The following is a 25,593-nucleotide window of genomic DNA, read 5'->3' as shown; positions in this document are numbered from 1 at the left end:
CTCCTGTATATTCTCCAGTAGTATAGTTAGGAGCTTGAGTCCGACTACGAGGACTAGCAGTATTATAATTACCATAAAATAACTTAACAGCTTTTAAATCTGCCCTCTCTAAATTCCCTTCATATAAAATTGTCCGAGATAAATTACTTTTAATTAGATCACATTTACTCAGATCAACTCTCACCATATTCGCTTCGCTTAAATCTATCCATCGTAAATCTTGCCCCGTGAAATTACATCCTGCTAAAACTACTCCTAAATTAATTACCCTCGTACCAAATGCTCTATCTTCCTCATAACCGCCAGAACCGTCTAAAATCGGTCTTCCTAAGTGGCTATCTCTTCTTAATGGCGTAATTAAACGAGAACGAGATAAAAACCTCAGTATTTTTGCTTTCCCTGATGCGTCAACACTACTTAAAATAGCCGCTGTCCTACCTTCGGCGATCGCCCGTTCTTGAGGCCAATCTTCTAATAAACCGTCAGGGCCTAAAACGAGATCAGAAATACCTTGAAAATAAGCATCAATAGTTTGTTGTTGAGTAATACGATTTTGTTGAATGGTTAAATCTTTAGAAATAACGTACTGTTGCCATGCTACATATACAGCTAAAATAGCGATCATAATTTGTCCTAAAGCACCTACCCATTCAGCCCAAGATCCAAATTCATCATACTTAAACTGATTTAACCATAAACTAATGCGATGATATACCCCAAGATAATGACCTAAAATAGCAGAGGCTAAAACTAAACCGACTCCAGCCACTAAAGTTTGTCTTTCTTGAGGAGTTAAAAAAAATCTAATCCATTCTTGGATATAAGGTATTACTTGAATTAAAGCAAAACAAAAAGCTAAACAAGAGCCAACTAAGCCAAACCAATGATTACCAGAAAAAATACCGATAATAGCAACCAATAAAGAAAGAATAATTTTACCTGAATACGATCTTTTTTCTTTCTTGATATAAGTTAGTTGTTTTGGAGGAATATTGCCTGAATTTAATTCTTTTTGAGGTGAAATAGAAGAATCTATCGGAATTATTTGATCTTGATCATTGGTTGTACTGGATTTAATTAGATTATTAGACAAATTAGATTGTTCTTTTTTTTCAGACATATTTTCTGAGTGCTAGATGTTAGAAATTACGAATTAGGGAAAGGTTTAAACTCTTTGTTAGGGATTAAGAATAATGTAGCAAGATACCTAGCTCACAAGATCAAGAATTAACTCTCAACTGTCAATTAGTCATTAGTTATTAGACAGAATTGCACAAGTCAGAGGATTTAGGAAGAGGGCATCTCGACAAGCTAGATAACTAGCGGGAAAAGTAAATACAATTGATTTTAAACTGTCCAAATTTTATCCTAGTGTTTATTTTGCACTCGTGTCTATTACCCATTACTAATTATTATTGTGCTAGTATCAAAATAAATAAGTACCTTTTAGTTAAAATTAATCTTAGTCCATGTTATTCAATGGATCAAATTTCAATTATAACTTTGAGATATTTTTCCTTTTATCAGTTTTCAGCATAGATTTTAGAATATGAGCATTACTAAACGTGGACTTGTTCTCGGTACAACTGCATTAGCCGTTTCCAGTGTAGCGGTTACAGGCTTTGGACTTCGTTTTTCCCAAAGTCAGGCTTTTTTTCAAGATAGCCCCAAGGAATTAGTAGATGAAGTCTGGCAAGTAATTAATCGCAAATATGTAGATGCTACTTTTAACGGGCAAGATTGGCGCAAAATTAGAACGGAATATTTAGATAGACAATATGGGGATAAAGAACAAGCCTACGAAGCCATTCGGGAAATGCATAAAAAGCTAAATGATCCCTATAATCGTTTCATGAATCCTGAAGAATTTAAAAGCATGCAAATTGATACTTCAGGGGAATTAACTGGCATTGGTATTCAAATTTCTAAAGAAGAACAGACAGATAATATAGTTGTTATTTCCCCTATCGAAGGCACACCTGCATTTAAAGCTGGTATTACCTCTAAAGATATTATCCGAGAAATTGACGGTAAAAGTACCAAAGGAATGGAACTTAATGACGCTGTTTCGATGATTCGTGGTAAACCTGGCACTTCCGTTAACATTGTCATTGAAAGAGACGGAAAAACCATAGATTTTACCATCACTAGAGCTACCATTGAAATTCATCCTGTCAGAGCAAGAATTGATACTAATAATGGATTAGGAAAAGTCGAATATGTCCGTTTAGTTCAATTTAGCGGTAATGCAGCCCAAGAAATGAAACAAGCTATTCTTGACGGCGAAAAAGATAATGTTACTGGTTATATTCTTGATTTGCGATCGAATCCAGGGGGGTTATTATACTCCAGTGTGGAAATTGCGAGAATGTTTATCAATGAAGGTAAAATTGTCTCTACCGTTGACAGAGTAGGTGAAACTGAAGCCCACAGTGCTAATGGTACGGCTTTAACAAATAAACCTATTATCGTTTTGGTTGACGGCGGTTCAGCTAGTGCCAGTGAAATTCTTTCAGGAGCATTACAAGATCATAAACGAGCTACCATAGTTGGTACACAAACTTTCGGTAAAGGGTTAGTACAATCCGTCAGAGGGCTAGGAGATGGTTCTGGTATGGCGGTAACTATCGCCAAATATTTAACTCCTGATGGCAGGGATATTAATAAACATGGTATAACACCCGATGTAGTGTATGAAATGAGCGACCCTGAGAAAGAAATTTTAATTAAAGATCGAGAAAAAGTTGGTACCATTGAAGATGCACAATTCAAAAAAGCCATCGAAATACTTTCTCAACAAGTAGCCAAAAAATAATTAAAAATTAATAATTAACAATGTTGTTATCTATTATATACCTATGACGTTTACTTCTGGCAACTACTGCGTCAAGTCGGCTTGATACTACTGCCCAAAAGGGTTGACTCGGGTGTAACCCACCCTACTTTTTTTATTCTAATTAATCACTAATCTTGAATAATAACTAATTTTTTATTTAACTTAATTTTTAAATTAAATAGTTTTTATCGTCTTGGTTATCGAAAAATAAACTTTAATATAACCAGAAAATATCTCTACAATATCGACTTTAATAAGTTATAATTCAACCATGAAATGCTAATTACTTATTAATTATAATCATGAATATTAAAGTATTAATTTTAGACATTGATGGGACAATTTCAGGACAATCAAATCAAGTTACTCAGAGGGTAAAAAATGCTATTAAAGAGGTACAAAATAGGGGTATAAAAGTAGGTTTGGCAACAGGTAGGATGTATTGTTCAGCTTTGCGATTTTATCATGATATTGAAGCAGATTTACCGATAATTGGCTACAACGGGGCATGGATTCAAAACCCTAAAAATTCAGAAATATTATTGCACACTCCAGTCAATAAAGAGAAAGCTCAAGATTTATTTAATTACTTAAAAGTTCAACAAAATATTAATAATAATATAGAAATTCATTTTTATTTTGAAGATCAATTATATGTTGAAAAAATGACAACAAAAACAGAATTTTATATAAAAAGATCAGGTATTAATTTTAATATCGTTGATGATTTAACAGTTTTATTATCGCAGAGTCCGACTAAAGTTTTAGCCTCAAGCCCTGATGCTAATTTGATTTCCCAAATGTTAAATGACTTAAAAAATCGTTATAAAGATAATGAGTTATACTTAACACAATCTAGTCCGATTTATTTAGAAGCGACTCAAGCAGGTGTTAATAAAGGCACTGCTGTTAAGTATTTAGTAGAAAAAATACTCGGATTCACCGCCGAAGAAATTATGGCTATTGGTGATAACTTTAATGACTATACCATGTTAGAATATGCAGGTTTTAGTGTGGCTATGGGTGACGCACCTGAAGAAATTAAAGCCATTACTTCCGCTATTACCCATGATGTTGAAAATGATGGAGTAGCAGAAGCCATCGCTAATTATATATTATAAAAATACTTGAAGTATTATCTTAAGAAAACTTAGAAATTGAATTTAGCCTTATATGAGATCATGAAGATATTGTAAAAATCAATCATAAAATAAAACTATTTTAATCAACATGACTACAAGCAATAAACCTACAGTAATCATTACCGGTGCATCGTCTGGTGTGGGATTACAGGCAGCAAGGGCATTAGCAGAAAAAGGCTGGTTTGTGATTATGGCTTGTCGTAACCTTGAAAAAACCCATAAAGCAGCCAAAGAAGTCGGTATTGCCATTCAAAATTACCAAGCCTTTTATCTTGACTTAGCCTCCTTCCCTAGTGTGAGAAAATTTGTCGAAGATTTCCGGGCAACAGGTAGAAAATTAGATGCGTTAGTATGTAACGCAGCCGTGTATTATCCGTTACTAAAAGAGCCTGTGCGGAATGAAGATGGTTATGAAATCAGTGTTGCTACTAATCATTTAGGGCATTTTTTGCTTTGTAACTTAATGTTAGGAGATTTGCAACAATCTGGTAATCCTCAGCCCAGATTAGTTATTTTAGGTACAGTTACAGCCAATCCGAAGGAATTAGGTGGGAAAATTCCGATTCCAGCACCTCCAGACTTAGGAGACTTAGAAGGATTCAAACAAGGATTTAAAGCACCTATCTCCATGATTGACGGCAAAAAATTCAAGTCAGGTAAAGCATATAAAGATAGTAAATTATGCAATATGTTAACCATGAAAGAGTTACACCGCCGTTATCATCAATCAACGGGTATTATCCTCTCGGCGTTATATCCCGGATGTGTTGCCAACACTGCCCTTTTCCGTAATCATTATTCTTTATTCCAAAAAATCTTTCCTTTATTCCAAAAAAATATCACAGGCGGTTATGTCACTGAAGAATTATCAGGAGAAAGAGTTGCTATGGTTGTAGCCGATCCCGAATATAATGTTTCTGGGGTGTATTGGAGTTGGGGAAATCGTCAACAAGAAGGGCGTAAATCTTTTGTGCAGGAGGTTTCTGATGAAGCCAGTGATACTGATAAAGCAAAACTACTCTGGGATTTAAGTAAACAATTAGTTGGCTTAAACTAAAGACTTCTTACCAAAGTCAGGCAACAGGAGTATCTGTTTTAATGGTTTTCCTCATTAGAATTTATATCACCTGAGTTCGATCTAAAATTGTCGGTGGGTATCGCAGTGTCCGGTTTTAGGTATGGCAAGGGGGTTAAAACCCCAAGAAACAAGAATTCACCAAAAATATATCTTAATTAATTTTCTTATTTTCAATTCTTTGATTAACTAATCAATGTTTGATCGTCTTAAATCGTCAAACCTGCAACAGTCAAACCATCAAACCTGCCTAAATCCGATATTCAAAGCATCGAACTGAGGTAACAACAGACCTTAATTACTTATAATTAGTACGGGCAAGATGCCCGTTTTACCTATTTTTCTATTATTGTTTCAACGAACTGGATATTAGCAGAATTTAGTTGTATGTTATGCAAGTTTTTAAAAACACTTCAAAAACCAGACCTTATCAGCTCTCTGGTAATATCAGTAGTTATCGGCGAGTAACTTGAATATACTCAATAATCCCAGCAGAGATCGCCTCAGCCATTTGTCTTTGAAAACTAGAATTACTAAGTTTAGCCGCATCTTCTGCACCGGTTACAAAACCAGTTTCTAATAAAACTGAAGGCATATTGGATGTTCTTAAAACATAGAATCGAGCTTGTTTAATTTTCCGATCGATCACATCAACTCGGCGGACAACATTACGATGAATAATATTAGCTAAAGTTCTACCATTTTCGTAATAATAGGTTTCATAACCATTAACTTCAGATTTATTTGCACCGGCAGAGTTAGCATGAATACTGACAAATACATCTGCATTAAGACGATTTGCCATAGCGGTTCTTCCTTCCAAACTGATAAAGTAATCACTATCTCTTGTCATTCTCACTTGTATTCCTTGTTGTTCAAGAATACGAGCAACTTGTTGAGATATAGACAATACAATGTTTTTTTCTTGAATATTCATTCCCACAGCACCAACATCTTGCCCACCGTGACCTGGATCGATTATCACTAAAATTTTACCTCTAGTAACAGGGCGAGAATTATTTACTGGTGGTGGCAGAGGACGAGAATTATTAAAAGGGGGTAAAGGTTGTGGGGAATTACTAGGAGTAAAATCAAAAGGATTAACTGAAGATGGGGCTTGAGAGACAGGTAACGAAATAGTGGTAGAATTATTCTGGGTATTACTAGAAGTAATGTTACTACGATTTAAGGTTAAAGCTAACATTCTTTCGCTAGGTTGATTAGGTACCCCTATTCTTGTGCCTAAAACCGCTTCAATTAATAAATCTACATTTTTATTATCTGGTTGCCAAATGCGCATTCTAGAAATGGGACTTCCTGAAGGTAAGTTAGGGCTTCTAAAATTTGGTGATAAGTCGGTATTTTCTAGTCTAATTTGATAAATGGTATTGCCTTGACTCCAAGTTCCTTCTGCTTTTAGGGATTGATTTGCCCTAATCATTAATTGATTGTAGTTAACTTCAATGGATTCTATGCTAGTTTTATCGGAATTGATACTTTGATTATTTCTATTAATGATAGATGGTGATGGTAATGTAGTATTTGCTTGGTTGTTTGGCGATGTAGGATTATTGTTAACGGATAAATCAGCTACTCTGGAAATTCCTCCTTGAGGCCATAAAACTAATCCTCCCATACGACTAAAACTTGCTTGCCAATCAGGGCTATCAGGATTAACATTCAGTGTAAGTAAGGCAACGGATTTACTGGATTGATTTAATTTTAATTCACTTATACCATATTGATTGATTTGCCAAGAGTCAGGCAAATTATTCGGTATAGTCATATTTTCTATTTCAAAATTGATTTTACGGCGATCAGAGCTGCGTTTAACGTTAATTTTATTTTTATGATTTCCATCAAGACCAATAACAATACCACTTGAAGTTACCTGTAAACCAACAGAAGAGTTTAAATTATTATTACGATCACTATTATTAGTAGCGAGGGGATTATTTTTAAAATTTTGGGATTGACTATCAGGAGGATTATTTGGAGTCGTCGAATTGCTAGGAAAATTAGATCGTTGAGGCTGGGGTAAATCAACAGACCATTGTGTAGGAGAAAGACCTTTAATTTTAATACCTTGAGGATCAAGGGTATATCCAGGAGCTAATTCAATTACAACTCTGGTAGTACGAGGATCAAATTGACCAATTCTTAAACTGGTAATGATATTACCTAAATTTTCAGTGATGGAAGGTCGCCCTAAAGTAGTACCTGGCAAATCGATAACTAAACGGGTAGGATTAGGAATAAGTTGTGCTGTAGGTTGTATGCCTTGATCTGTGGTAAAAAGTAATCGATTTTGATTAGATTCAAAACGCCAAAATAAGAGCCTTCCTGCATAAGCAGGAGTAGCAAAAATTAAAAATGTCAATAAACTTAGAATTAAAGAATAAAATTTCACCATAGTATTATTTTTTTTTGATAATCTTGATTGGGTTTAGTATAAATAAGAAATTATTTTAATAAAGATACTATTATTTAATGACAGACCCAGATTTTTTTTGTTTCTCTAGGGTATCTAACATTTACTAAGTTTAAACTATCTACCCATTTTTATTTACCTCAGTTTGACATAAAATTATAAGTGGAGAAAGCAGATTTGGGAAGTTTCTAAGGGGGAAAAGTGCTCAAAATAGATTTAAACGCTATAGCAATCCTAAATGATTCGTGGCAAAATAAGGACTACAAATTTAAAGGCAAGGAGTTTAAACCCCTTGTTGAATAATAGGTAAAACATTATTTCCTATCTTTAAATATTTTACAACTGATTTAGGATTGCTATATATAAATTAATTTTTTAGTGTTGTTTACTAAATTTCATGGTTTTTAAACCGAAAAATAACTTCTATTTTTGTTCTCAACCCCTTATATTTCAAAGTTTCTTTTATCGAATTGAGGTATTTTTGGAAATAAGACACTCTCATTATCTTTTACCAATAGTATTTAGAAAAGCTGGTCTTTGGGTGATATTTTGAATATAGTTATTAATGGCGGGATAATCGGTTAAATCAAGTTTCAATAAAATCTGAGTATAAGCTAACATTGAGCCTACTGCCACGTCAGCGACGGTAAATTTTTCACCTAATAAATATGAATTATGTTTCAAAATATTTTCTAAGGGAGGCAATAATTTTGACATTTCTTTTTCTCTATTTGCTTCTATAAACAATCCGGTGGCTAGAGTTGAATTAGCAAATAAAATCCATTGATTAATGATGCTTTTTTCTTCTAAAGAATCAATTTCGTTACCATATTTCTCCGCTAAATACAGTAAAATTGCTCCTGATTCCCAAAGGGTAAAATCATCATCCACAATTACAGGAACTTTTCCCATGGGATTTAATTCTAAAAAAGCGGGTTGTAAATGTTCTTGTTGCGCCATATCAATCAAAATATACTCATAGTTAAGATTGATTTCTTCTAAATACCATTGAACAATAGAAGCTCGACTACGAGTACCACCGTATAATTTTAATGTGGGATTTGAATTATTTATAACTTGATTCATGGATTTTTTTTCTTGATTCTTGATAAAAATGAAAGAGTTTTCATGGGATTTTTCCCCTGAAGGAATTGTTTTTTCAGCGTAAGTAGGAAGTTGTGCAAAATAAATCAATAGCAGAAAACTCAAACTAAATGAGTGATATTTCATTAGAGAAATTATCGGAACATTTTTATAAGATTTTATGGGTATTAGGATGTTGTTTAACATTATCATCATCGGAAACTTTATGAACACTGTTTAAGACTCTTTTTCTTTCCAATGAGTAATTAAAATCACTTTTTGATGTACCTAATTTAATATATTCTTGAGCGCTTGGTTTATTTTTATAGGTACGAGTGGCAGCAAACGTGCGATCGACAAAATCATCACAAAATTGACTATCTTTTGGAAATTCTAAAGGTTTTTCAATGGTATTTTCGAGGATAACTTCTCCAATGGTAGTGGCTATGACTAATTGATAGGATGTGGGAATTTCTTTGAATAATGCTTCTAATGCCGCTGAAGGTATCGGCTCAATTACTTGAATTTCTTTGATTTCTCCCTCATCTCGAATAAAACAAGTTGCCAATCCAAAAACACAGTAATCTTCTTGAGAAATACCTAATTCTGTCAATCTATTGCTCATAATCTAAATTTCTTTAATTTCTTGTCCAAATTATAACTAAGTTTACAATTGATATAGCAATCCTAAATGATTCCTGGCAAAGTCAACATCAAAAATTTAGAGGCAAGGGGTTTAAACCCTTTGTTAAACTTAGATTTTAACATTTTCTATTTTTAAATATCCCACAATTTATTTAGTAATGCTATAGTTCAGATAATTAGTTTAGTGTTAGGTGTCAAGTATTGTAAAGAATTAACCTAACTTTGATAGTAACTTCTGTTTAACCTAAGCTTAGGAAGGAAGTTATTTTATTAATGGTGTTTTCAATGGTAAAACCATTAACTGTGCTAACATTTAACTTAATATCTTGTTTAATTATTGATTGAAAAATAAAGTGTTATCTCGTCATTACCTTTTATCTATCATTGCTTGTTTTAGTATATTTTCTTTTACTCCTAGTCTTAAAGCCCAAGCCTTATTACCTTATACCCCAGAATTAAATAGTGAATTTTTAGACTCTTATGGATCTCAATTGTTACAAGATGCTATACAATTAATGCGTTTTCGAGAATTTGAGATGGCTTTATCAAGGGCAAAATTAGCGGTACAATTATCTCCTAGTCATTATGAACCTTGGTTTATTTTAGGAACATTAAATATTCAAGCAGGGGAAATAAACGCAGGAGTAAAGGCTTTACAAGAGGCAAAAAAAATAGCTCCCGAAGACTCAAGTGTGCTTTTTTCCCTTGGTAATTCTTATTTTCAGTTAGGGGATTATGAGTCAGCCGTGAAAGAATTACAGGCGGGTTTAAAGTTTAATCAGGAAATGCCTCAAGCCTATTTTGATTTAGGTAATGCTTACTTTAAATTAACCCAATATCCAGAAGCCACGGCATCTTATCAAAAAGCGTTTAAATTAGAAAAAGAATTTTGGCCTGCGATCAATAATATGGGTTTAGTGGAATACGAAAAAGGAGAAGTCAATAAAGCAATTGAATCATGGCGTAAAGCTCTAACTATAGATCAAAATCAAGCTGAACCAATGTTAGCTATTGCAGTAGGATTATATCATCAAGGCAAAAAACCTGAAGCTATTCAATTAGGAAAAGAAGCCTTAAAAATTGATAATAATTACGGTGACTTAGACTTTTTAAAAGAGAATCTTTGGGGAGAAAAATTATTAGCTGATAGTGCTAAATTCTTTCAAAATCCTGAAATTAAGCCTTTAGTTGGTAAAAAATCATCTTCTCCCAAAGAATCAAATAGTCAATAAGGAAATATTACTAAAATTTATGATGATATTCATCAAACACCTGAATATACAAAACAAGGAGTTTCATTTTATAGCGTTGAAAATTTAACAGCAAATGATTTCAAAAATGCAAAATTTATATCAGAGCTTTTAACTGTTAACCAATAGTTTATGATAGTTATTTATACCTACTCATTTGCTAATGTTGACATTTTCACGCTCATATGTTAAGTTGAGTGTGAAGTCGATAACCAAGACTGTGAAAATTATTTAATTTAAAGATTAAGTTAAATAAACAATTAGTTATTATTCAAGATTAATCAATTAATTAGAATAATAAAAGTAGGATGGGTTACATCCGAATCAACGCTTGTGGACAGTATCAAGCCGACTTGACGCAGTAGTTGCAAGAAGTAAACATCATAGGTAACTATGAGTAAGTTTTATATAACAGCAAGTGTTCAAACATGAGCAACAAAGAGTTTCAATTAAGAGAAATGATATTTTAATGATTCGAATTGGAGATATTGGAACTTGTCGCTTAATGGATTGGGATGTTTGCGCCTCTTTTTATGTCAGTCTATTAAGCCTCTACTTTCACTATTAACTATTCACTCAAATTCTGCAAGAATTATAATTAATAGTTAATTTCTGAAAAAGGTTGCCAAAAATAAAAATAATAGTTATCATAGTAAAGGTAACGCGGGATAGAGCAGCCAGGTAGCTCGTCGGGCTCATAACCCGAAGGTCGGTGGTTCAAATCCGCCTCCCGCCATGTTAAAATGTTTTATTATATGATCAGTGTTTTTTTAGTTTAAAAGCTACATATTAATGAAAAATTCTGCTGTTATTAATTATATAGTAGTCCTAATCACGCTAAACTAGAGTTAAATATATCTTCAGTTAATAATTGATCAATTATACTGCATTGATTGTTGATTGTCGATTGTTCATTGCTAATTATTTAACTATGGTTATCTGTGAAGAATTGAATACTACGATCATTGATTATCACCCGACACTAATTTTACCCGATACTTCTTTTTTAGAGGTGTTAAAAAAGTTAGCTATGGGTTATGAGTATTTAATTGTGGTAGATAATTTATTGCCTTTGGGAGTTATCTCTCAACGTCTTATTCTGAAAATTGTTGCTTCTGAGGTTAATGTTTATTCTTTAAGGGCAAAAAATTTTTGTGAAAGTTTCCCTACTGAAAAACAGGAAAATTTGCCTGATATTTTTACTATAGCTCAAAATATTTACCAGAGACAATATGTTATTTATGGCTGTTTAAATAGTCGGGATAATTTGACTGGTATCATCACTGCAAAAAGTCTTTGTCGTTATTTTAATACGGAATCTTTTTATCAACAAATTTCTTTAAAAGAAGTTATTGAGCCTAATTTAACTTTAGTTAAAAATGACACTTCTTTACTATCTCTTATTAAAAGTTTAAGTTTAAATGGTCATCTTAAAGGCTTTATTTTTGAAACTAATTCTTACACTAAAGTTTTAAATATATCTTCGATTATTGCCAATCTTCTTACTCCTGATTGGAAAACTAAAGTTATTGGAGATTTAGATATTCAGTCATTAACTTGTTTTGAAGATCGAGAAAAAATAACAACTATTAGTAATTTATTAGAAAAAAATTCTAGTTTATTAATCAATCATTATTTTTCGGATACTGTAATTAACTCTTGTGCTATTAATCATCAAATAATTCCTCAAAGAGAAGCTAATAATTCTTGTTTTTTTCCTGTCTGTAATCGACTTAATTTAGTTACTCCTTATAATCTTATTAAAGTTTTAACCCCCTCTTGGCAATATCAATATTTAAGAAAACAACAAAAAGAAATTGATAATATTAAAAATGCTTTTAAAATAGAAAAAAAACAAGTAGAAAAAGAAAAGTTACTATCTCAACTTAGTCACCGCATTCGTCAGTCTCTTCATTTAGATGAAATTCTTACAAGTACTGTTAATGAAGTACGACAGTTTTTAGGTTGTGATCGAGTTATTGTTTATCAGTTATATCCTGATGGAGATGGGGTTATTATTGCTGAATCAGTAGTAACAGGAGTGATGTCTATATTAGGAAGAGTAGTACAAGATCACTGTTTTGCTAAAGATTTTATTGAACCTTATCTTAATGGTAGGATTCAAGCGATAGATAATGTTTTCATGGCAAATCTTTCTCCCTGTCATTTGGATTTACTTTTGGGGATACAAATACAGGCTAATTTAGTTGTACCAATTATTTTCCATGATAGACTTTGGGGATTATTAGCCGCGCAGAATTGTCTTCAACCTCGTCAATGGTTAAAAGATGAGTTAGAATTATTACAAAAATTAGGCTCACAAGTTGCCATTGCTATTCAACAGTCAGAGTATGCCCAAAAAGCCTTACTGGTTGCACAATATCAGACTGCCATCGCTAAGTTGGGAAATACGGCTTTAGTAACTAATAATATTAATACTTTGACGAATACTACTGTCAAAATTGTCAGTGAAACCCTGAAAGTTGAGTATTGTGATTTGTGGGAATTGCAATCGAATCATGCTTCTTTTTTGATGAAAGCAGGAATTGGTTGGTTATCAAATTGGGTAGGTAGTGCACAAATTAGTTCATCACCCCGTTGGATGGTTGGTTATACTCTTAATATGATGCAACCGGTGGTAACTGACGATTTATTAATTGAAACTCGTTTTAGTCCTCCGCCTTTCTTACATAATACTGGAGTTATTAGTGGCGCAACGGTGACAATTGGGGGGAAAGAAAATTGTTTTGGGGTTATGGGTATTTATAGCAAAACTCCTCGTAAATTTAGCACAGAAGAAATTAATTTTTTACAAACTGTTGCTAATGTTTTGGCTACGGCTATCTATCGTGCTCAATCTCAAAGACAATTAAGTTACTTTTTTAATCTTTCTCTGGATATGTTTTGTATTATTAAAAATGATGGCTCATTTAAACGAGTTAATTCGAGTTTTTTAAATACTTTGGGCTATACAGAAACAGAGATAATTAATCATAATATGCTTTCTTTTGTGCATCCTGATGATATAGAAATTACGAAACAAGAGTTAGAAAAATTGAATAGTGGTTTTCCTAGTGTTAATTTTGAGAATCGTTGGTTAACAAATGATGGGCAATATCGTTGGTTGGCATGGAAAAGTCTTCCCTATGATGAAGGCATTATTTATGCGGTGGCTAGAGACATCACTTTAGCAAAACAAGCGGAATCTCAGTTACGCAGTCTCAATGAGGAGTTAGAAACAAGGGTAAAAGATCGTACAGAAGAGTTAGAACATACTACCACTCAATTAAGAACATTTGTACAAACTGCGGGGACTGTTTTAGTGGTACTTAATCAGGAATATCGTATCATGGAATGGAATGAAGAAGCGGAAAAAGTTTTTGGTTGTTGTCGAGATTCGGTTTTAGGGGAGGATTATTTTTTACTTTTTATTACCCCTGATGAAAGAGATATTTTGAGGGCTAAATTAAATGTTACTTTAAATGAGGGAACAGTTCAACGAAATTTAGAAAATAAAATTTTAACAGCAGATGGTAATGAGAGAACTTTGTTATGGAATGTTAACCGTTTTACTGATAATCACGGTCAGGGAATTGGTATTATTGCCTGTGGGCAAGATATTGAAGAAGTTAGATTAGCACAATTACGACTAAAATTAAGTGAACAACGTTTTCGGAGTATTTTTAATCAGGCAGCCGTAGGAATTGTACAAGTTAGTTTACCCGGCAAAATTGTCTTAGTTAACGATAAGTTTATTCAATTAATGGGTTATACTCGTGAACAATTAGTAGATGTTGATTTTCATTCTTTAATTCACTTTGATGATGTTTCTCCTACCCTCACGGATTTATCTGGTTTATTAACGGGTTATCATGCCACTTTTGAAAGGGAAATTCGGATTCGTAGTGTCGATAATCAATTTTTATGGGTTAACTTAACTATGTCTGTAGTTTGGGTAGCTGTTGATCCTTCTTATTTTATAGCTGTAATCAATGATATTAGCGATCGCAAACAAGCAGAAGCGTCTTTACACGAGAGTGAAGGAAGATTAAATAGTGTCTTAAGTTCTTTACAAGATGTAGTTTGGTCAATATCATTACCAGATTTACAACCACGTTATATAAATCCGGCTTGTCAAATATTATATGGTTATTCTCCGGCGGATATTTTAGCGAATCGAGGGATATTATTAGAGATGGTAGTGCCAGAATATCGTCAATCGGTGGAAGATACTTGGGCGAATATTATGGAAAGTTATGAGTTGGGTATTTTACAAAATGAATATGGTAAAAATTGGGAATTAGAATATAAAATTCAATTATCTAGGGGAAATACTCGTTGGATTAGAGAAAGATCCCATATAGTGTATGATCAATATGGTAGAGCAGTAAGTATTGACGGAATTTCGACAGATGTAACCGAAAGACATGAAGCGGAAGAAAAACTGTTTAAATCGTTACAAGAAAAAGAAATTTTATTAAAAGAAATTCATCATCGGGTAAAAAATAATTTATATGTTATATCAGGGTTATTGAATTTACAATCTAGTTATATAGAAGATGAAAGAGTAAAAATTCTTTTTCAAGAAAGTCAAAATCGTATTCAAACAATGGCGGTAATTCATGAACAATTATACCAATCTCATGATCTTTCCCAAATCAATTTTGCTGATTATATAAACCGACTGGTATCTAATTTGTTTCTTTCTTATAATAATTATCACACTGGGATTAAACCCATTACCCATTTGCAGGAATGTTATTTAAGTATTGAAACGGCTATCCCCGCAGGATTATTAATTAATGAATTAGTAACGAATGCTTTTAAACACGCTTTTCCCAATGGAGAAGGAGAAGTTACCATTAATTTAAGTGTAAAAGAAGAACAACAGGTAAAATTAGAGGTAATTGATAATGGTATTGGATTGCCACCGGATTTAAACTGGGAAAAAAATAATTCTTTAGGGTTAAGATTAGTTAGATTATTAAGTCAACAATTAGATGCTGAAATATCCGTGAATGGGAATAATGAAGGCACAAGTTTTTCCATAACATTTACTCCTTAATCTCCGTTTTTTATTTATGAAAAATATAGACGAAAAGACAATCAAAACAGCACAAATTCTTATAGTGGAAGATGAATTAATTGCTGCGGAAAGTTTAGCTTTAGATTTAGAAAAACTGGGTTATCAAATTTGTGGCATTGTTAATTCAGGGGAAAAAGCCATTAAAAAAGTTAAGCAATGTCAACCCAATCTGATTTTAATGGATATTATGTTAAAAGGAAAAATGGATGGTATAACGGCGGCACAAATCATTTATGATCAATATAAAATACCGATAATTTATCTTAGTGCTTACGCCGATAATGATACTCTCAACCGCACTAAATCTACTTCTGTTTATGGTTATTTAGTTAAACCTTATAAAATTGTTGATGTTCGTACTACTATTTTAATTGCTTTATCAAAATTTGAAGAAGATAGACAAAGAGAAATAGATTTATCAGCAGAAAAGAAACTTAACCAAATAAAAACTCAAGCCTTAGCTACAGCTTCTCACGATTTACGCACTCCTTTGACCAATATATTGGGATATACTGAATTAATTAGGGATTATGGGGATATTATTACACCGGAGAAAAAAGAAAGATACTTTAACTTCATTAAATCTGCTGTGGTGAAAATGACAGATTCTTTAGAAGATTTATTACTAATAAGTAAAGCTGAAGAAGGGAAAATAACTCTTTATCCACAACAATTTAATATTGTAGAATATCTTAGTATTATAGTAGATGAATATAATAATTTAACAGAAGATCATGAGCTAAAATTATATACAAATCAAGACAATTATCAAGTTTATTTAGATAAAAAAATTCTTAATCATATTTTAAATAATTTAATTTCCAATGCCATTAAATATTCGCCGGAAGGAGGAAAAATTATGCTCAGAATTAACTGTCAAGCAAAACAATTTGTTTTAGAAATAGAAGATAAAGGTATCGGAATGCCAGAAAATTATAAAGCAAAACTATTTACCCTGTTTGAAAGAGCTGACAATGTAGGTAAAATAAAAGGTAACGGTTTAGGATTATCTATTGTCAAAAAAGCAGTAGATTTACAAGGGGGGAAAATAGAATTAGAAAGTAAAGAAAATGAAGGCACAAAATTTATTATCACGATTCCTCAAGGAGAATTAATCATCAACAATGAGTAATATGATATAATAAATATTTAGTTATGATCTATTACTGGGATTAAACCACTCACTTAACCCCTCACCGAATAAAGATAAACCTGTAACCATTATAGCCATAGCTAAACCCGGAAATAAAGCAGTCCACCAAATCCCAGTGGGTAAACCATCTAAAGCTAATTTTAAATCATAGCCCCATTCTGGCACATCTTCAGGTAATCCTAACCCCAAAAATCCTAAACCACCTAAAATTAAAATGGCATCGGCGGCATTAAGAGTAAATAATACAGGTACACTTTGAATTACATTAAAAAATAAGTACTTCGATAAAATTCTTATAGGTGACGCTCCCATTGCTTTAGCTGCTTCGATGTATAACTCAGTTTTAACGCTAGTGGTATGATTTCTTACAACTCGATAATATTGAGGTATATAAGAAATAGATAAAGCTAAAGCGGCATTAATGACTCCCCTTCCGACAACGAAGGCTAAAGTAACGGATAATAATAAGCCAGGTAAAGTGTAAATGGTATCCATTAAAAATAGTAAAATTTTATCAATTTTGCCACCAAAATAACCACTAATTAAACCTAAAGGTACACCAATAATTAAGCTAAAAGAGGTTGCGAATATAACTACTTTTAAAGCCGCTTGGGAGCCAAAAATTGTGCGAGAAAAAACGTCATAACCTTGGCTAGTTGTACCGAAAAAATATTGAGTATTTGGAGCTTGATGAATGGGGTTTTTTAAAGATTCTAAAGGATTTTGAATTAAGCCTATATTTTGTAATAATGGTGCTGAAAAAGCGAGAAAAATAAAACTAATAGTAATAGTAAATCCGACTATCAATAAGATATTAGAAATAGATTTAAGATTCTTTTTTTTGAGATAAATTTTATTAGCAATCATAAATAAATAATGAGGAATGATTAACGGAAGATAATCTTGTATAATGAAATTTAATACCTTTCTCTTTGCGTCTTTGCGTCTTTGCGAGAAACATTCTTATTTTAATTATTCACCACGATATATCTAAGAAAATCAATTAAATAAGACGAGAAATAATGGAATCTGGAGGCATTTGGGCGATAATTTCGGCAATAATGGTATCAACTCCAGAATTACCCCATGTGCAACCATTTTCGAGATAAATTTGAGCTGTTTTTCCGACTAAATATGAGCCATAACCCGCCATTGTACCTTGTGCTAAAGCAGTTGTGGCTAAAGTGGTAAAACTGCTAGGATTTTCCCATAAACTACTAATAGCGGAGGTGGTTTTTGCCCATCCTAACATTGTCATAGAAACTATTTCGGTTAATAATAATCCTCCTAAACTTTTAACAATAGTTTGCCATAAAATACCTGCTTGGTGGCTAGTTATGGGTAAGCCATAGAGTCTAGCTAAGGAGCGAATCATGGTTAAATCAGTGATTAATCCTCCAAGGATGTCAAGAATGACGATAGGATTGACTGCGACAATTAAGGCTTTATATTCAGCGTATCGCCAGATAATATCTTCTGCTTCTTTACTTCTAATTTCAATAGTTTTACGAGCAATATTTTTTTGAGCAATCTTTGCTTGAGTTAAAGAATTTAAGGCTAATAATGCTTTGCCTTCTCGGTTAAGAATAGTTAATATTTTCTCTTGTAAAGATTCAATTTGCGGTGAAGGATATTCCCATTCTTCTTTAATTGTACCATCAGCTAATTCTATTCTTAGGTTTATAGATTGAGGTTCAGCAGAAATCATTACAATTTCATCAGGAGAAAAGAGAGGTTTTTTCGTTTGATTACTTAATTGTTGCAGTTGTTGATAAATAGAATTTAAGTCAGTTTCGGGATATAAATCAATTTTATTAAATACTAAAATAAGAGGTTTTTTTGACTGTCTTAATTCTAGTAATGCTAAGTATTCTGTGCGAGTAATATCTCCGGCGATGACAAACAAAATTAAATCTGATTGTTGACTAATTTCTTTAGCCATATTTGCCCTGATTTCCCCATCAATTTCATCTAATCCAGGAGTGTCGATTAACTCTATTTGTATTTTATCTGTAGAAAGATTCCAGCGAATAGATTTAGGCCACTTTGTCACTCCATTGATAGGTCCAGTAGTTAACACTTTTTGCCCTAATAAAGCATTAATGACGGAGGATTTTCCCCGACTAACTAAGCCAAAAGTTGCTATTTTAATAATGTTGTCTTCTAATTTTTCGGTGGCGGCTTTTAATATTCTTAAATCATCTCTCACGGCGGCTTGTAATTCTAAATTAGGAGGATAATTCCAGTGACGTTTTTTACTAGAATACCATGTGATCGACTGTTGCAGACTATTTCGAGCTAAAGAATATAAGGAAGACATCTTAACAATGGAAAATTGACTATTAATATATTAATATACACTATCGTCAAAAGATCCATTATGTTTGACAATTTAAAAAACTACACTGCTGTAAAAAAAGTTAAAATAAGGATTGAATTATTCTTTTTGCTTGAGATTCATAGCTACTACCAAATAAATTAAAGTGATTGAGAATGTGATATAAGTTATAAATGTTTTTTCTTTGGGGATAACCGTCATCTAATGGCCATTGTTGATTATATCCTTGATAAAAAGTAGCAGGAAAACCACCGAATAATTCTGTCATGGCAATATCCACTTCTCGATCGCCATAATAACACGCTGGATCAAAAATAACTCCTTCTCCCTCTTGGGTAAATCCGGCATTTCCTGACCATAAATCACCATGTACTAAAGAAGGTGACGGCTGATGATTCTCTAAACTTTGTCTAATTTTTTCGATAATTTGTTGGGGGTTGATAAAATTACCGCCTCGACGATTAGCTAATGTGAGTTGATAACCAATTCTTTTTTGGGCAAAAAAATCCGCCCAATTATCACAGTAATCGTTAATTTGTGGAGTTGAGCCGATAGTATTATTAATATGCCAACCAAAATAATTAGAAGTGGGGGGGCATTCTTTGGTAAAACGGTGTAATAAGGCTAATTTTTGCCCTAAGAGTTTCCATGATTGATTATTCCCAAGTCCTAAATTCAGATATTCTAAAACTAAGTAACTATTTTTTCCTGAGACACCGTAACAAATAGGTTTCGGTACAGTAACTGTATTCAGTGCATACATTTGTTCTAATGCCGTGGCTTATGCGGAAAACATTTCTACCAGAGTCGCACTATTTAACTTGACAAAATAACTTTTATCCTTGCCAATAAGTTGATAAGCCTGATTAATACAACCTCCACCAATGGATTGATGACGGATTAATTCAAAGGTGGAAGCTGTATATTTATTAATGACGTTAGTAATTTCTGACCACATTTTACGGATTATTTAATTTTATGTAAGACTAAAGTAATTGCGATATAACTATAACAAAGAAAAAAATAAATTAGATATAAAATTTAAAATTTCTTCAAAAAAATTAACTTATTTTCATTAAAGTTATCCAAAATATGTTAGGACATTTAATATAATTATACATAGCCAAAAGTGGAAGCTGATATAAATTAAGACTTTGAGGTTATTTTCTTACATTGAACTCAGGGTAAAAACATTTTTTAAAATAGCTGTATTTGAAGTTACTCTTAGGGTATTAAATAATTTCTAGTTTTACTTTCATACCAGTTTTTCCGATCATCTTTACTAATTTATCCACACTAAAACGAGTAATATCAAGATTCATAAGATTACTGATTCTAGGCTGAGTTTGGTTAAAAAAATGAGCCGCTTCTGATTGAGTCCAGCCCTTTTCTAAAATAAATGATCGTAACTCAATCATCAAATCAGTTTTTATTTTTAAATTCATAGCCTCTATAGGGCTAAATCCCAAATCTTCAAAGACATTATCACTACCTTTTGTTACTTGTATTTGTTCTTTAGTAATCATTTTTCACTCATCCTTTCTTCTTAATTGGGTCATTTCTAGGTAACGTTTTTTTCCTAATTCAATATCCTTTTTTGAAGTTTTTTGAGTCTTTTTCCCAAAGGCATGGAGTATATAAACCGCTTCTGGAAATCTTGCTACATAAAAGACTCTATAAGTATCCCCAATCAAAATCCTAATTTCCTCAGCACCTTTACCAATACTAGGCATAGGTTTAAAGTCCGTAGGCTGTTTTCCTTGCGGAACTAATCTTAGTTGTGCGCCAACTTTATATTTAGCATCTTCAGGAAAATTTTTTAAGTCGTCTTTAGAAGTTCCAATTCATTGGAGCGGTTTATCTGACATTTCATCTAACTTTTTTTAGATTTTTTTTAGTATAACATGGTTATTTTAATTGACTCATTAATAGTTAGATCTTGCATCTCTATCATCAATTCTCGATGAGCATAGGGAAAAGCGAAGAGGGAAAAGTAATAAGAATTGATTTTAAAACTCCTAAAATTGATTTTTCCCGTTTTATTTTATTGGTACTATTGTAGCAGTACAAGATCTGAGAATATGGCGATATACCTGTTAATCATATTCAATAGATGAACTACTCAACACCAAAATCGAAATCTACTGAATTTAGAAAGTAAAAGTTGTGCGCAATGCACCAATTACTAAGGCATCATTCTTAGAGTCGTTACCCGGATTTGTTACGAATATAACTCCTGGAGTAATTTTAATATTATCAGTAATGGCGTATTCATAAAATGCCTCGATATGAAAAGAAGTATCATCTTTGTTTAATCTTACACCGTTATTTGTGATGGTAGAATTAGTTTGCCAAGGTTGCATTCCAACAATAATACCCCCTAAGTTACCCTCTTTGAATAAGTCTGGAAAACCGAGAGTTGCCGCCCAATACCACGTATCATAGCTACCACGAGATAGAGTAGTAGTACCATCATCAAAAGAATTAAGATTTCTGACGTTAGCATATCCTCCCCAACCACCTAAGACGAATTTATCAGCTAATTTCCATGACATGGTTAAAGAATAGATGTTATGGGATGTATCAATAGGGCTATCTGCTACTATTTCGGCAAATCTACGATTATTTTCACCAATACCAAAACTATTATAACCTTGACCATAAGCAAAGGCGATACCAAACTTATCACTAGGGTAGTAACCTATTTGAGCTAAAGTACCATAAGCACCATTAAATAAACCGTTACCTTCTTCGGGATTATTAGCATCGGTAGCTAAGTAACCTAAACTCCAACCAAAACTGCCCATTTTTCCTTCTAAGGCTAAACCAGCACCTTCCCCTTGATAATAGACTGTGTTACGAGTGCCAAAACTAGATAATGCACCACTACCTCCATCGCCGTCTAAAATGCTTAGGGTGTTGGTAAAGTCATCGAAGGCACCCCCAGCACCTTCTAACCAGACGGTAATATTATCATTGAGAGGAAAATTATAGTTTAAGACTTCTACCGCCACGTCATTACCTTCAGGTTGCGCAAAAGCTAGACTAGCTTGTTGAGTGTTGGCACTTGTAGGATCTGCAAAATCAGGAAAGTTACCTGTCGCCAGACGAGTATAGAGTAAGTCTTTGCCCGTAAAACTGGTACTTAATTCTATTCTGACACGATCTCCTAATACTGGTACTTGTGGGATATTTGTTGTAACGTCGGTGATAGATGTTTTTTGCCCACCAAAGATACTTGCTAATCCAAAGATTACTTCACCACTTAACTTGGTAGTAGTAGAAAATTGATGATCTTCTAAAAATGCCACTCTACCTTCTAGGTTATCAACTCTTGCTCCTAATGTTGCTAATTCTGTCTCAAATTCAGCGATTAACCGTTTGAGTTTTTCTATATCTTCTCTGGTAACGGCTTCACTGGCGGCGATTAATCTTTCCATTTGTTGCATACAAGCGTTTAAACCAGCGGCAAACTCATAACGACTTAAGGCACGATTGCCTCTAAAGGTACGATCAGGATACCCTACAATACAACCGTAACGCTCGACTAAACTTCTTAAGGCTTCAAATGCCCAATCTGTTGGTGATACGTCTCTTAGCTGCGATACTGAAGTAACTTGAGTCATGGGTTGTGTTGTGTTGTAGTCACTGATTTGCTCTAATATATCTTCAGTGGGTAATGCTATTGCAATATTTGGAAAGGCGATCGCCAATAATGCACTACTGATAAATAATTGACTTTTCATTGTTTTTAAACTCCTCACAGGATTAATTGAATTTTATTTTTATATTTGATTATTTTTTTGTCAATAGACAACTTGTAAAACTAACTATATAATTTTTCAGATTGAATATAGTTATCACAAAATTAGATTGTAAATTGAGAGACTAATTGAGAAAATCCTTCCGGTGCTATTACTGCTTTTGGTGGTGCTTTTGCTGAAGGAAATACTTGTTTAATTTCTTTTAAATTTAAGGCTAACTTTTTAGCTAAAGAAGGGTTTTCAGTGCTTAAATTATTTTGGATGCTATTAAACAGTATGTCACTATATAAAGCAAATCCTTTGGCATCTTGATATTCAATTATTTCTACAATTTTATTAGTAATAATCGCTGCACTATATTCTTCTTGAGCAATATTTAATAATTTAGTAATAACTTTGATGATAAATTCAGGATTTTGCCGTTTACTTTCTGGTAAAAAAGCGATGGCTTGATCTATTTTTTTCATAGCCAAGTCATACTGATAAGAAACTTTCGGATCTTGAGGACTAAATTTAACTAACTCATGTAAAGTAATTAAATCTTGATTAAAAGCAGGTATATTTCTTGTTTTTAATTGTGGTTCTAAATCCCCATAAATTTCATCAACAGGATGACCAAAATGAGGCTCTGATTGTTCATATTCAGATAAATTTAATAACTCTTTTCCTACTAATAAATGACCTTTCATTAAGCCTAAGTTAGTAAAATAATTAAGATCATTGTTACTAATTTTTGCTAAAATTAAACCATGATGATGTTCATTGGTTGATAAAAAAGAATTATAGGCATTTAACTTAAGTTGATTAGTCGTGAGAATTAAAATAAAAGATAATAAAATGACACAAATAAACCGATATATTTTAAAAATTTTCATAGCTTTTTTCTTTTAAATTTTAACAAAATAAAAATAATTAATCTTAACTAGCAATAACTTCAAAATTTCCCATACAACCCTGTTCTGCGATATGATCCTGATGAGGATGAAACATAAATTTTCCCTTATAATCATAAGAAAATTCGAGAATGTGTCTTTCGGCAACTCCCATAGTAATTACGTCAGTAGCATAGCTAGGCTTTAACGTCATACCAGTAGGGTAAACTTGAAACATATTACCGTGAAGATGAAAAGTTACCGCAGTTTCAAACTCAATCATATTCAAAACGTATAAACGGATTAATTGATGTTGATAAATCGGTATCGGATAATCTCGGTAAAAATTAGGAATGCCATTAAAGGCATAAATGTCGTTTTTACCATCATTATCAATGTCATAACCTCCCATTACCAACAGCATCTCATCGGCTGGGGGGCGAGGTTTTATGGGATCAATGATCAACATCCCGTATAATCCTTTACTAACATGACGAGTAACTGGTGGGATATGACAGTGATATAAATGAACACCAAAAGGTTTAGCCTCAAATTCATAGATAAAACTTTCTCCATGTTTAACAGGAGTTACTCCATCCATATCAGCAGGATGAATGCCATGAAAATGTAAAGTATGAGAATGCCCATCTTGATTATTAAAAATAATTCTGATTAATTCTCCTTCTGTTACTCTTAAAGTAGGAGCAGGTACTCTGTTATCAACATTCCAGCTTACAAAATCAAGGGCAGTATTAAGTTGAATTTTACTACTATGAGCGGTTAAAGTAAATTCTCGAATTTTACGTCCATTTTCTGATTTAGCAATGCCATAATCAAAATTACGCAATAAAGATAATGGGTTAAAGAGATTTTCACCCATAGATATTTCCCTTAAGGGAGGTATTTTAACAGAATTTGTGGTAGCTAAACTCGGTAAACACTGACTTCCTAAAGCGATTAAACCACCTCCTATTATGGTAGATGTTAAGAATTGACGGCGTGAAAAGTTCATCTTTTATTGCTAAAGATTATTATTTACTTTTTTCACAGTATATCCCAATTTTGATTTTAATGCTAAAGGTTATCAATAAAATTATAAAAATAAAAACACAAAAGCCCTTACATTAATCTAAAAATGTATAGCGAAGAATAAATGAGAAAAATTTCGCAAAGTCGTAAAGGCAAAAGATTTAATTATTGATGATTATTTTAATATCAGGTTCGATTAAATAATTAATTATTGTAAAATTTCTGCAAACTCCTTTATTCTTTCTTTAAGGGCGAGGAATTGATAATTCCTAATTCCTAATTCCTAATTCCTAATTAATATTGGCTAAAATATCTTGAGCATGAGTAGCCGTTTTAACTTTATCATCAACGTGAGTAATTATACCTTGACCATCAATAATATAAGTAACTCGTTTAGCATAACTGCCTCCATCAACATCATAGGCTTTAGTGATACTTTTATCAGTGTCAGCTAAAAGACTAAAAGGTAAGCCGTATTTTTCTTTAAATCTTGTATGGGAGGCTTCATCATCATTGCTAACGCCTAAAACTACTATATCTTTACCTTGATATTCCTCGTAGTTGTCACGAAAACCTTGAGCTTCTATAGTGCAACCGGGGGTATCATCTTTAGGGTAAAAATATAAAACTACTACTTTACCTGCAAAATCTGATAAAGAAACTGTATTACCTTGTTCATCTTTAGTGGTAAATACTGGTGCTTTACTACCAACTGTGAGTGTCATAAATATTTTCCCTACAATTAAATAAATTCTGTTTCTTACTCAACTTTACAATACTTAACGAAATATGAAAATATCTTTTCCAAAAAAGTTTACACCTCAAAAGCCTATTAAAATTTATGATCATCATGATATTATGATTACGCTATTTTCGAGCAAAATTCACC

At 32.7% G+C, this 25,593-nt stretch carries 18 protein-coding genes, 1 tRNA gene and 1 pseudogene; 7 read left to right on the top strand and 13 right to left on the bottom strand.

Annotation, left to right across the window (positions count from 1 at the left end; translation table 11 throughout):
* Window positions 1-1,120, bottom strand: a 1,120-nt coding sequence (locus FWJ34_RS07510; protein ID WP_308254707.1) for a pentapeptide repeat-containing protein, incomplete at its 3' end; no start/stop codon positions are given.
* A gap of 429 nt (window positions 1,121-1,549) precedes the next feature.
* On the opposite strand from FWJ34_RS07510, the gene ctpC reads away from it, so the two are divergent.
* The 3 genes from ctpC to FWJ34_RS07495 all read left to right on the top strand — a co-directional run bounded on the left by ctpC (window position 1,550) and on the right by FWJ34_RS07495 (window position 5,035).
* A complete protein-coding gene (gene ctpC / locus FWJ34_RS07505; protein ID WP_308254706.1) occupies window positions 1,550-2,815 on the top strand; it encodes a carboxyl-terminal processing protease CtpC in 1,266 nt (421 codons plus the stop codon).
* A gap of 323 nt (window positions 2,816-3,138) precedes the next feature.
* Window positions 3,139-3,957, top strand: coding sequence for an HAD family hydrolase (locus FWJ34_RS07500; protein WP_308254705.1), 819 nt, complete (start codon window positions 3,139-3,141; stop codon window positions 3,955-3,957).
* 109 nt (window positions 3,958-4,066) lie between these two features.
* Window positions 4,067-5,035, top strand: coding sequence for a protochlorophyllide reductase (locus tag FWJ34_RS07495; RefSeq protein WP_308254704.1), 969 nt, complete (start codon window positions 4,067-4,069; stop codon window positions 5,033-5,035).
* Window positions 5,036-5,507: 472 nt separating this feature from the next.
* On the opposite strand, the gene FWJ34_RS07490 is transcribed toward FWJ34_RS07495, so the two are convergent.
* The 3 genes from FWJ34_RS07490 to FWJ34_RS07480 form a co-directional block, all read right to left on the bottom strand.
* Window positions 5,508-7,466 (bottom strand): N-acetylmuramoyl-L-alanine amidase, encoded by a 1,959-nt coding sequence (locus FWJ34_RS07490; RefSeq protein WP_308254703.1) that lies wholly within the window; start codon window positions 7,464-7,466, stop codon window positions 5,508-5,510.
* Between the two features lie 519 nt (window positions 7,467-7,985).
* The gene (locus FWJ34_RS07485) at window positions 7,986-8,714 is read right to left on the bottom strand and encodes a glutathione S-transferase family protein (protein WP_308254702.1); all 729 of its coding nucleotides are present in this window, start codon (window positions 8,712-8,714) and stop codon (window positions 7,986-7,988) included.
* A 22-nt stretch (window positions 8,715-8,736) separates the two neighbouring features.
* On the bottom strand, window positions 8,737-9,192 hold the full coding sequence (locus FWJ34_RS07480; RefSeq protein WP_308254701.1) for a hypothetical protein: 456 nt from the start codon (window positions 9,190-9,192) through the stop codon (window positions 8,737-8,739).
* A gap of 361 nt (window positions 9,193-9,553) precedes the next feature.
* On the opposite strand from FWJ34_RS07480, the gene FWJ34_RS07475 reads away from it, so the two are divergent.
* The 4 genes from FWJ34_RS07475 (at window position 9,554) to FWJ34_RS07460 (ending at window position 16,680) form a co-directional block, all read left to right on the top strand.
* Entirely contained in the window at window positions 9,554-10,444 is an 891-nt protein-coding gene (locus FWJ34_RS07475) for a tetratricopeptide repeat protein (RefSeq protein ID WP_308254700.1), read from the top strand.
* 680 nt (window positions 10,445-11,124) lie between these two features.
* Window positions 11,125-11,198 (top strand) — tRNA-Met (locus FWJ34_RS07470).
* Between the two features lie 195 nt (window positions 11,199-11,393).
* On the top strand, window positions 11,394-15,527 hold the full coding sequence (locus FWJ34_RS07465; RefSeq protein WP_308254699.1) for a PAS domain S-box protein: 4,134 nt from the start codon (window positions 11,394-11,396) through the stop codon (window positions 15,525-15,527).
* Between the two features lie 16 nt (window positions 15,528-15,543).
* Entirely contained in the window at window positions 15,544-16,680 is a 1,137-nt protein-coding gene (locus FWJ34_RS07460; protein WP_308254698.1) for an ATP-binding protein, read from the top strand.
* 21 nt (window positions 16,681-16,701) lie between these two features.
* Here FWJ34_RS07460 and FWJ34_RS07455 read toward each other — a convergent pair whose 3' ends face one another.
* The 9 genes and pseudogenes from FWJ34_RS07455 to FWJ34_RS07415 form a co-directional block, all read right to left on the bottom strand.
* Window positions 16,702-17,568, bottom strand: a complete 867-nt coding sequence (locus FWJ34_RS07455) for an ABC transporter permease (RefSeq protein WP_308254697.1) — start codon at window positions 17,566-17,568, stop codon at window positions 16,702-16,704.
* Window positions 17,569-17,704: 136 nt separating this feature from the next.
* Entirely contained in the window at window positions 17,705-19,030 is a 1,326-nt protein-coding gene (locus FWJ34_RS07450) for a GTP-binding protein (RefSeq protein ID WP_396231761.1), read from the bottom strand.
* Window positions 19,031-19,121: 91 nt separating this feature from the next.
* Window positions 19,122-19,997: pseudogene (locus FWJ34_RS07445) on the bottom strand (fructosamine kinase family protein).
* Window positions 19,998-20,271: 274 nt separating this feature from the next.
* On the bottom strand, window positions 20,272-20,565 hold the full coding sequence (locus tag FWJ34_RS07440; RefSeq protein WP_308254695.1) for a helix-turn-helix transcriptional regulator: 294 nt from the start codon (window positions 20,563-20,565) through the stop codon (window positions 20,272-20,274).
* A 3-nt stretch (window positions 20,566-20,568) separates the two neighbouring features.
* Complete coding sequence (locus FWJ34_RS07435; protein ID WP_308254708.1) at window positions 20,569-20,883, bottom strand: type II toxin-antitoxin system RelE/ParE family toxin; 315 nt, start codon at window positions 20,881-20,883, stop codon at window positions 20,569-20,571.
* 306 nt (window positions 20,884-21,189) lie between these two features.
* Window positions 21,190-22,785 carry an iron uptake porin gene (locus tag FWJ34_RS07430; protein WP_308254694.1) on the bottom strand — a complete coding sequence of 532 codons (1,596 nt, stop codon included), beginning with the start codon at window positions 22,783-22,785 and terminating at the stop codon, window positions 21,190-21,192.
* Between the two features lie 122 nt (window positions 22,786-22,907).
* On the bottom strand, window positions 22,908-23,678 hold the full coding sequence (locus FWJ34_RS07425) for a hypothetical protein (protein WP_308254693.1): 771 nt from the start codon (window positions 23,676-23,678) through the stop codon (window positions 22,908-22,910).
* 43 nt (window positions 23,679-23,721) lie between these two features.
* Window positions 23,722-24,687 carry a multicopper oxidase domain-containing protein gene (locus FWJ34_RS07420; protein ID WP_308254692.1) on the bottom strand — a complete coding sequence of 322 codons (966 nt, stop codon included), beginning with the start codon at window positions 24,685-24,687 and terminating at the stop codon, window positions 23,722-23,724.
* 307 nt (window positions 24,688-24,994) lie between these two features.
* Complete coding sequence (locus tag FWJ34_RS07415) at window positions 24,995-25,429, bottom strand: peroxiredoxin (RefSeq protein ID WP_308254691.1); 435 nt, start codon at window positions 25,427-25,429, stop codon at window positions 24,995-24,997.
* Between the last annotated feature and the right edge of the window lie 164 nt (window positions 25,430-25,593).

Source organism: Geminocystis sp. GBBB08, from assembly GCF_016743215.1.
Taxonomy (GTDB): Bacteria; Cyanobacteriota; Cyanobacteriia; order Cyanobacteriales; family Cyanobacteriaceae; genus Geminocystis.
This window is presented reverse-complemented; position numbering and strand designations above follow the sequence as displayed.

Excerpts from the sequence above, each read along its gene's own strand:
- ctpC (WP_308254706.1), top strand. The coding sequence starts at position 1,550 with ATGAGCATTACTAAACGTGGACTTGTTCTCGGTACAACTGCATTAGCC.
- FWJ34_RS07500 (WP_308254705.1), top strand. The coding sequence starts at position 3,139 with ATGAATATTAAAGTATTAATTTTAGACATTGATGGGACAATTTCAGGA.
- FWJ34_RS07495 (WP_308254704.1), top strand. The coding sequence starts at position 4,067 with ATGACTACAAGCAATAAACCTACAGTAATCATTACCGGTGCATCGTCT.
- FWJ34_RS07490 (WP_308254703.1), bottom strand. The coding sequence starts at position 7,466 with ATGGTGAAATTTTATTCTTTAATTCTAAGTTTATTGACATTTTTAATT.
- FWJ34_RS07485 (WP_308254702.1), bottom strand. The coding sequence starts at position 8,714 with ATGAAATATCACTCATTTAGTTTGAGTTTTCTGCTATTGATTTATTTT.
- FWJ34_RS07480 (WP_308254701.1), bottom strand. The coding sequence starts at position 9,192 with ATGAGCAATAGATTGACAGAATTAGGTATTTCTCAAGAAGATTACTGT.
- FWJ34_RS07465 (WP_308254699.1), top strand. The coding sequence starts at position 11,394 with ATGGTTATCTGTGAAGAATTGAATACTACGATCATTGATTATCACCCG.
- FWJ34_RS07460 (WP_308254698.1), top strand. The coding sequence starts at position 15,544 with ATGAAAAATATAGACGAAAAGACAATCAAAACAGCACAAATTCTTATA.
- FWJ34_RS07455 (WP_308254697.1), bottom strand. The coding sequence starts at position 17,568 with ATGATTGCTAATAAAATTTATCTCAAAAAAAAGAATCTTAAATCTATT.
- FWJ34_RS07440 (WP_308254695.1), bottom strand. The coding sequence starts at position 20,565 with ATGATTACTAAAGAACAAATACAAGTAACAAAAGGTAGTGATAATGTC.
- FWJ34_RS07430 (WP_308254694.1), bottom strand. The coding sequence starts at position 22,785 with ATGAAAAGTCAATTATTTATCAGTAGTGCATTATTGGCGATCGCCTTT.
- FWJ34_RS07425 (WP_308254693.1), bottom strand. The coding sequence starts at position 23,678 with ATGAAAATTTTTAAAATATATCGGTTTATTTGTGTCATTTTATTATCT.
- FWJ34_RS07420 (WP_308254692.1), bottom strand. The coding sequence starts at position 24,687 with ATGAACTTTTCACGCCGTCAATTCTTAACATCTACCATAATAGGAGGT.
- FWJ34_RS07415 (WP_308254691.1), bottom strand. The coding sequence starts at position 25,429 with ATGACACTCACAGTTGGTAGTAAAGCACCAGTATTTACCACTAAAGAT.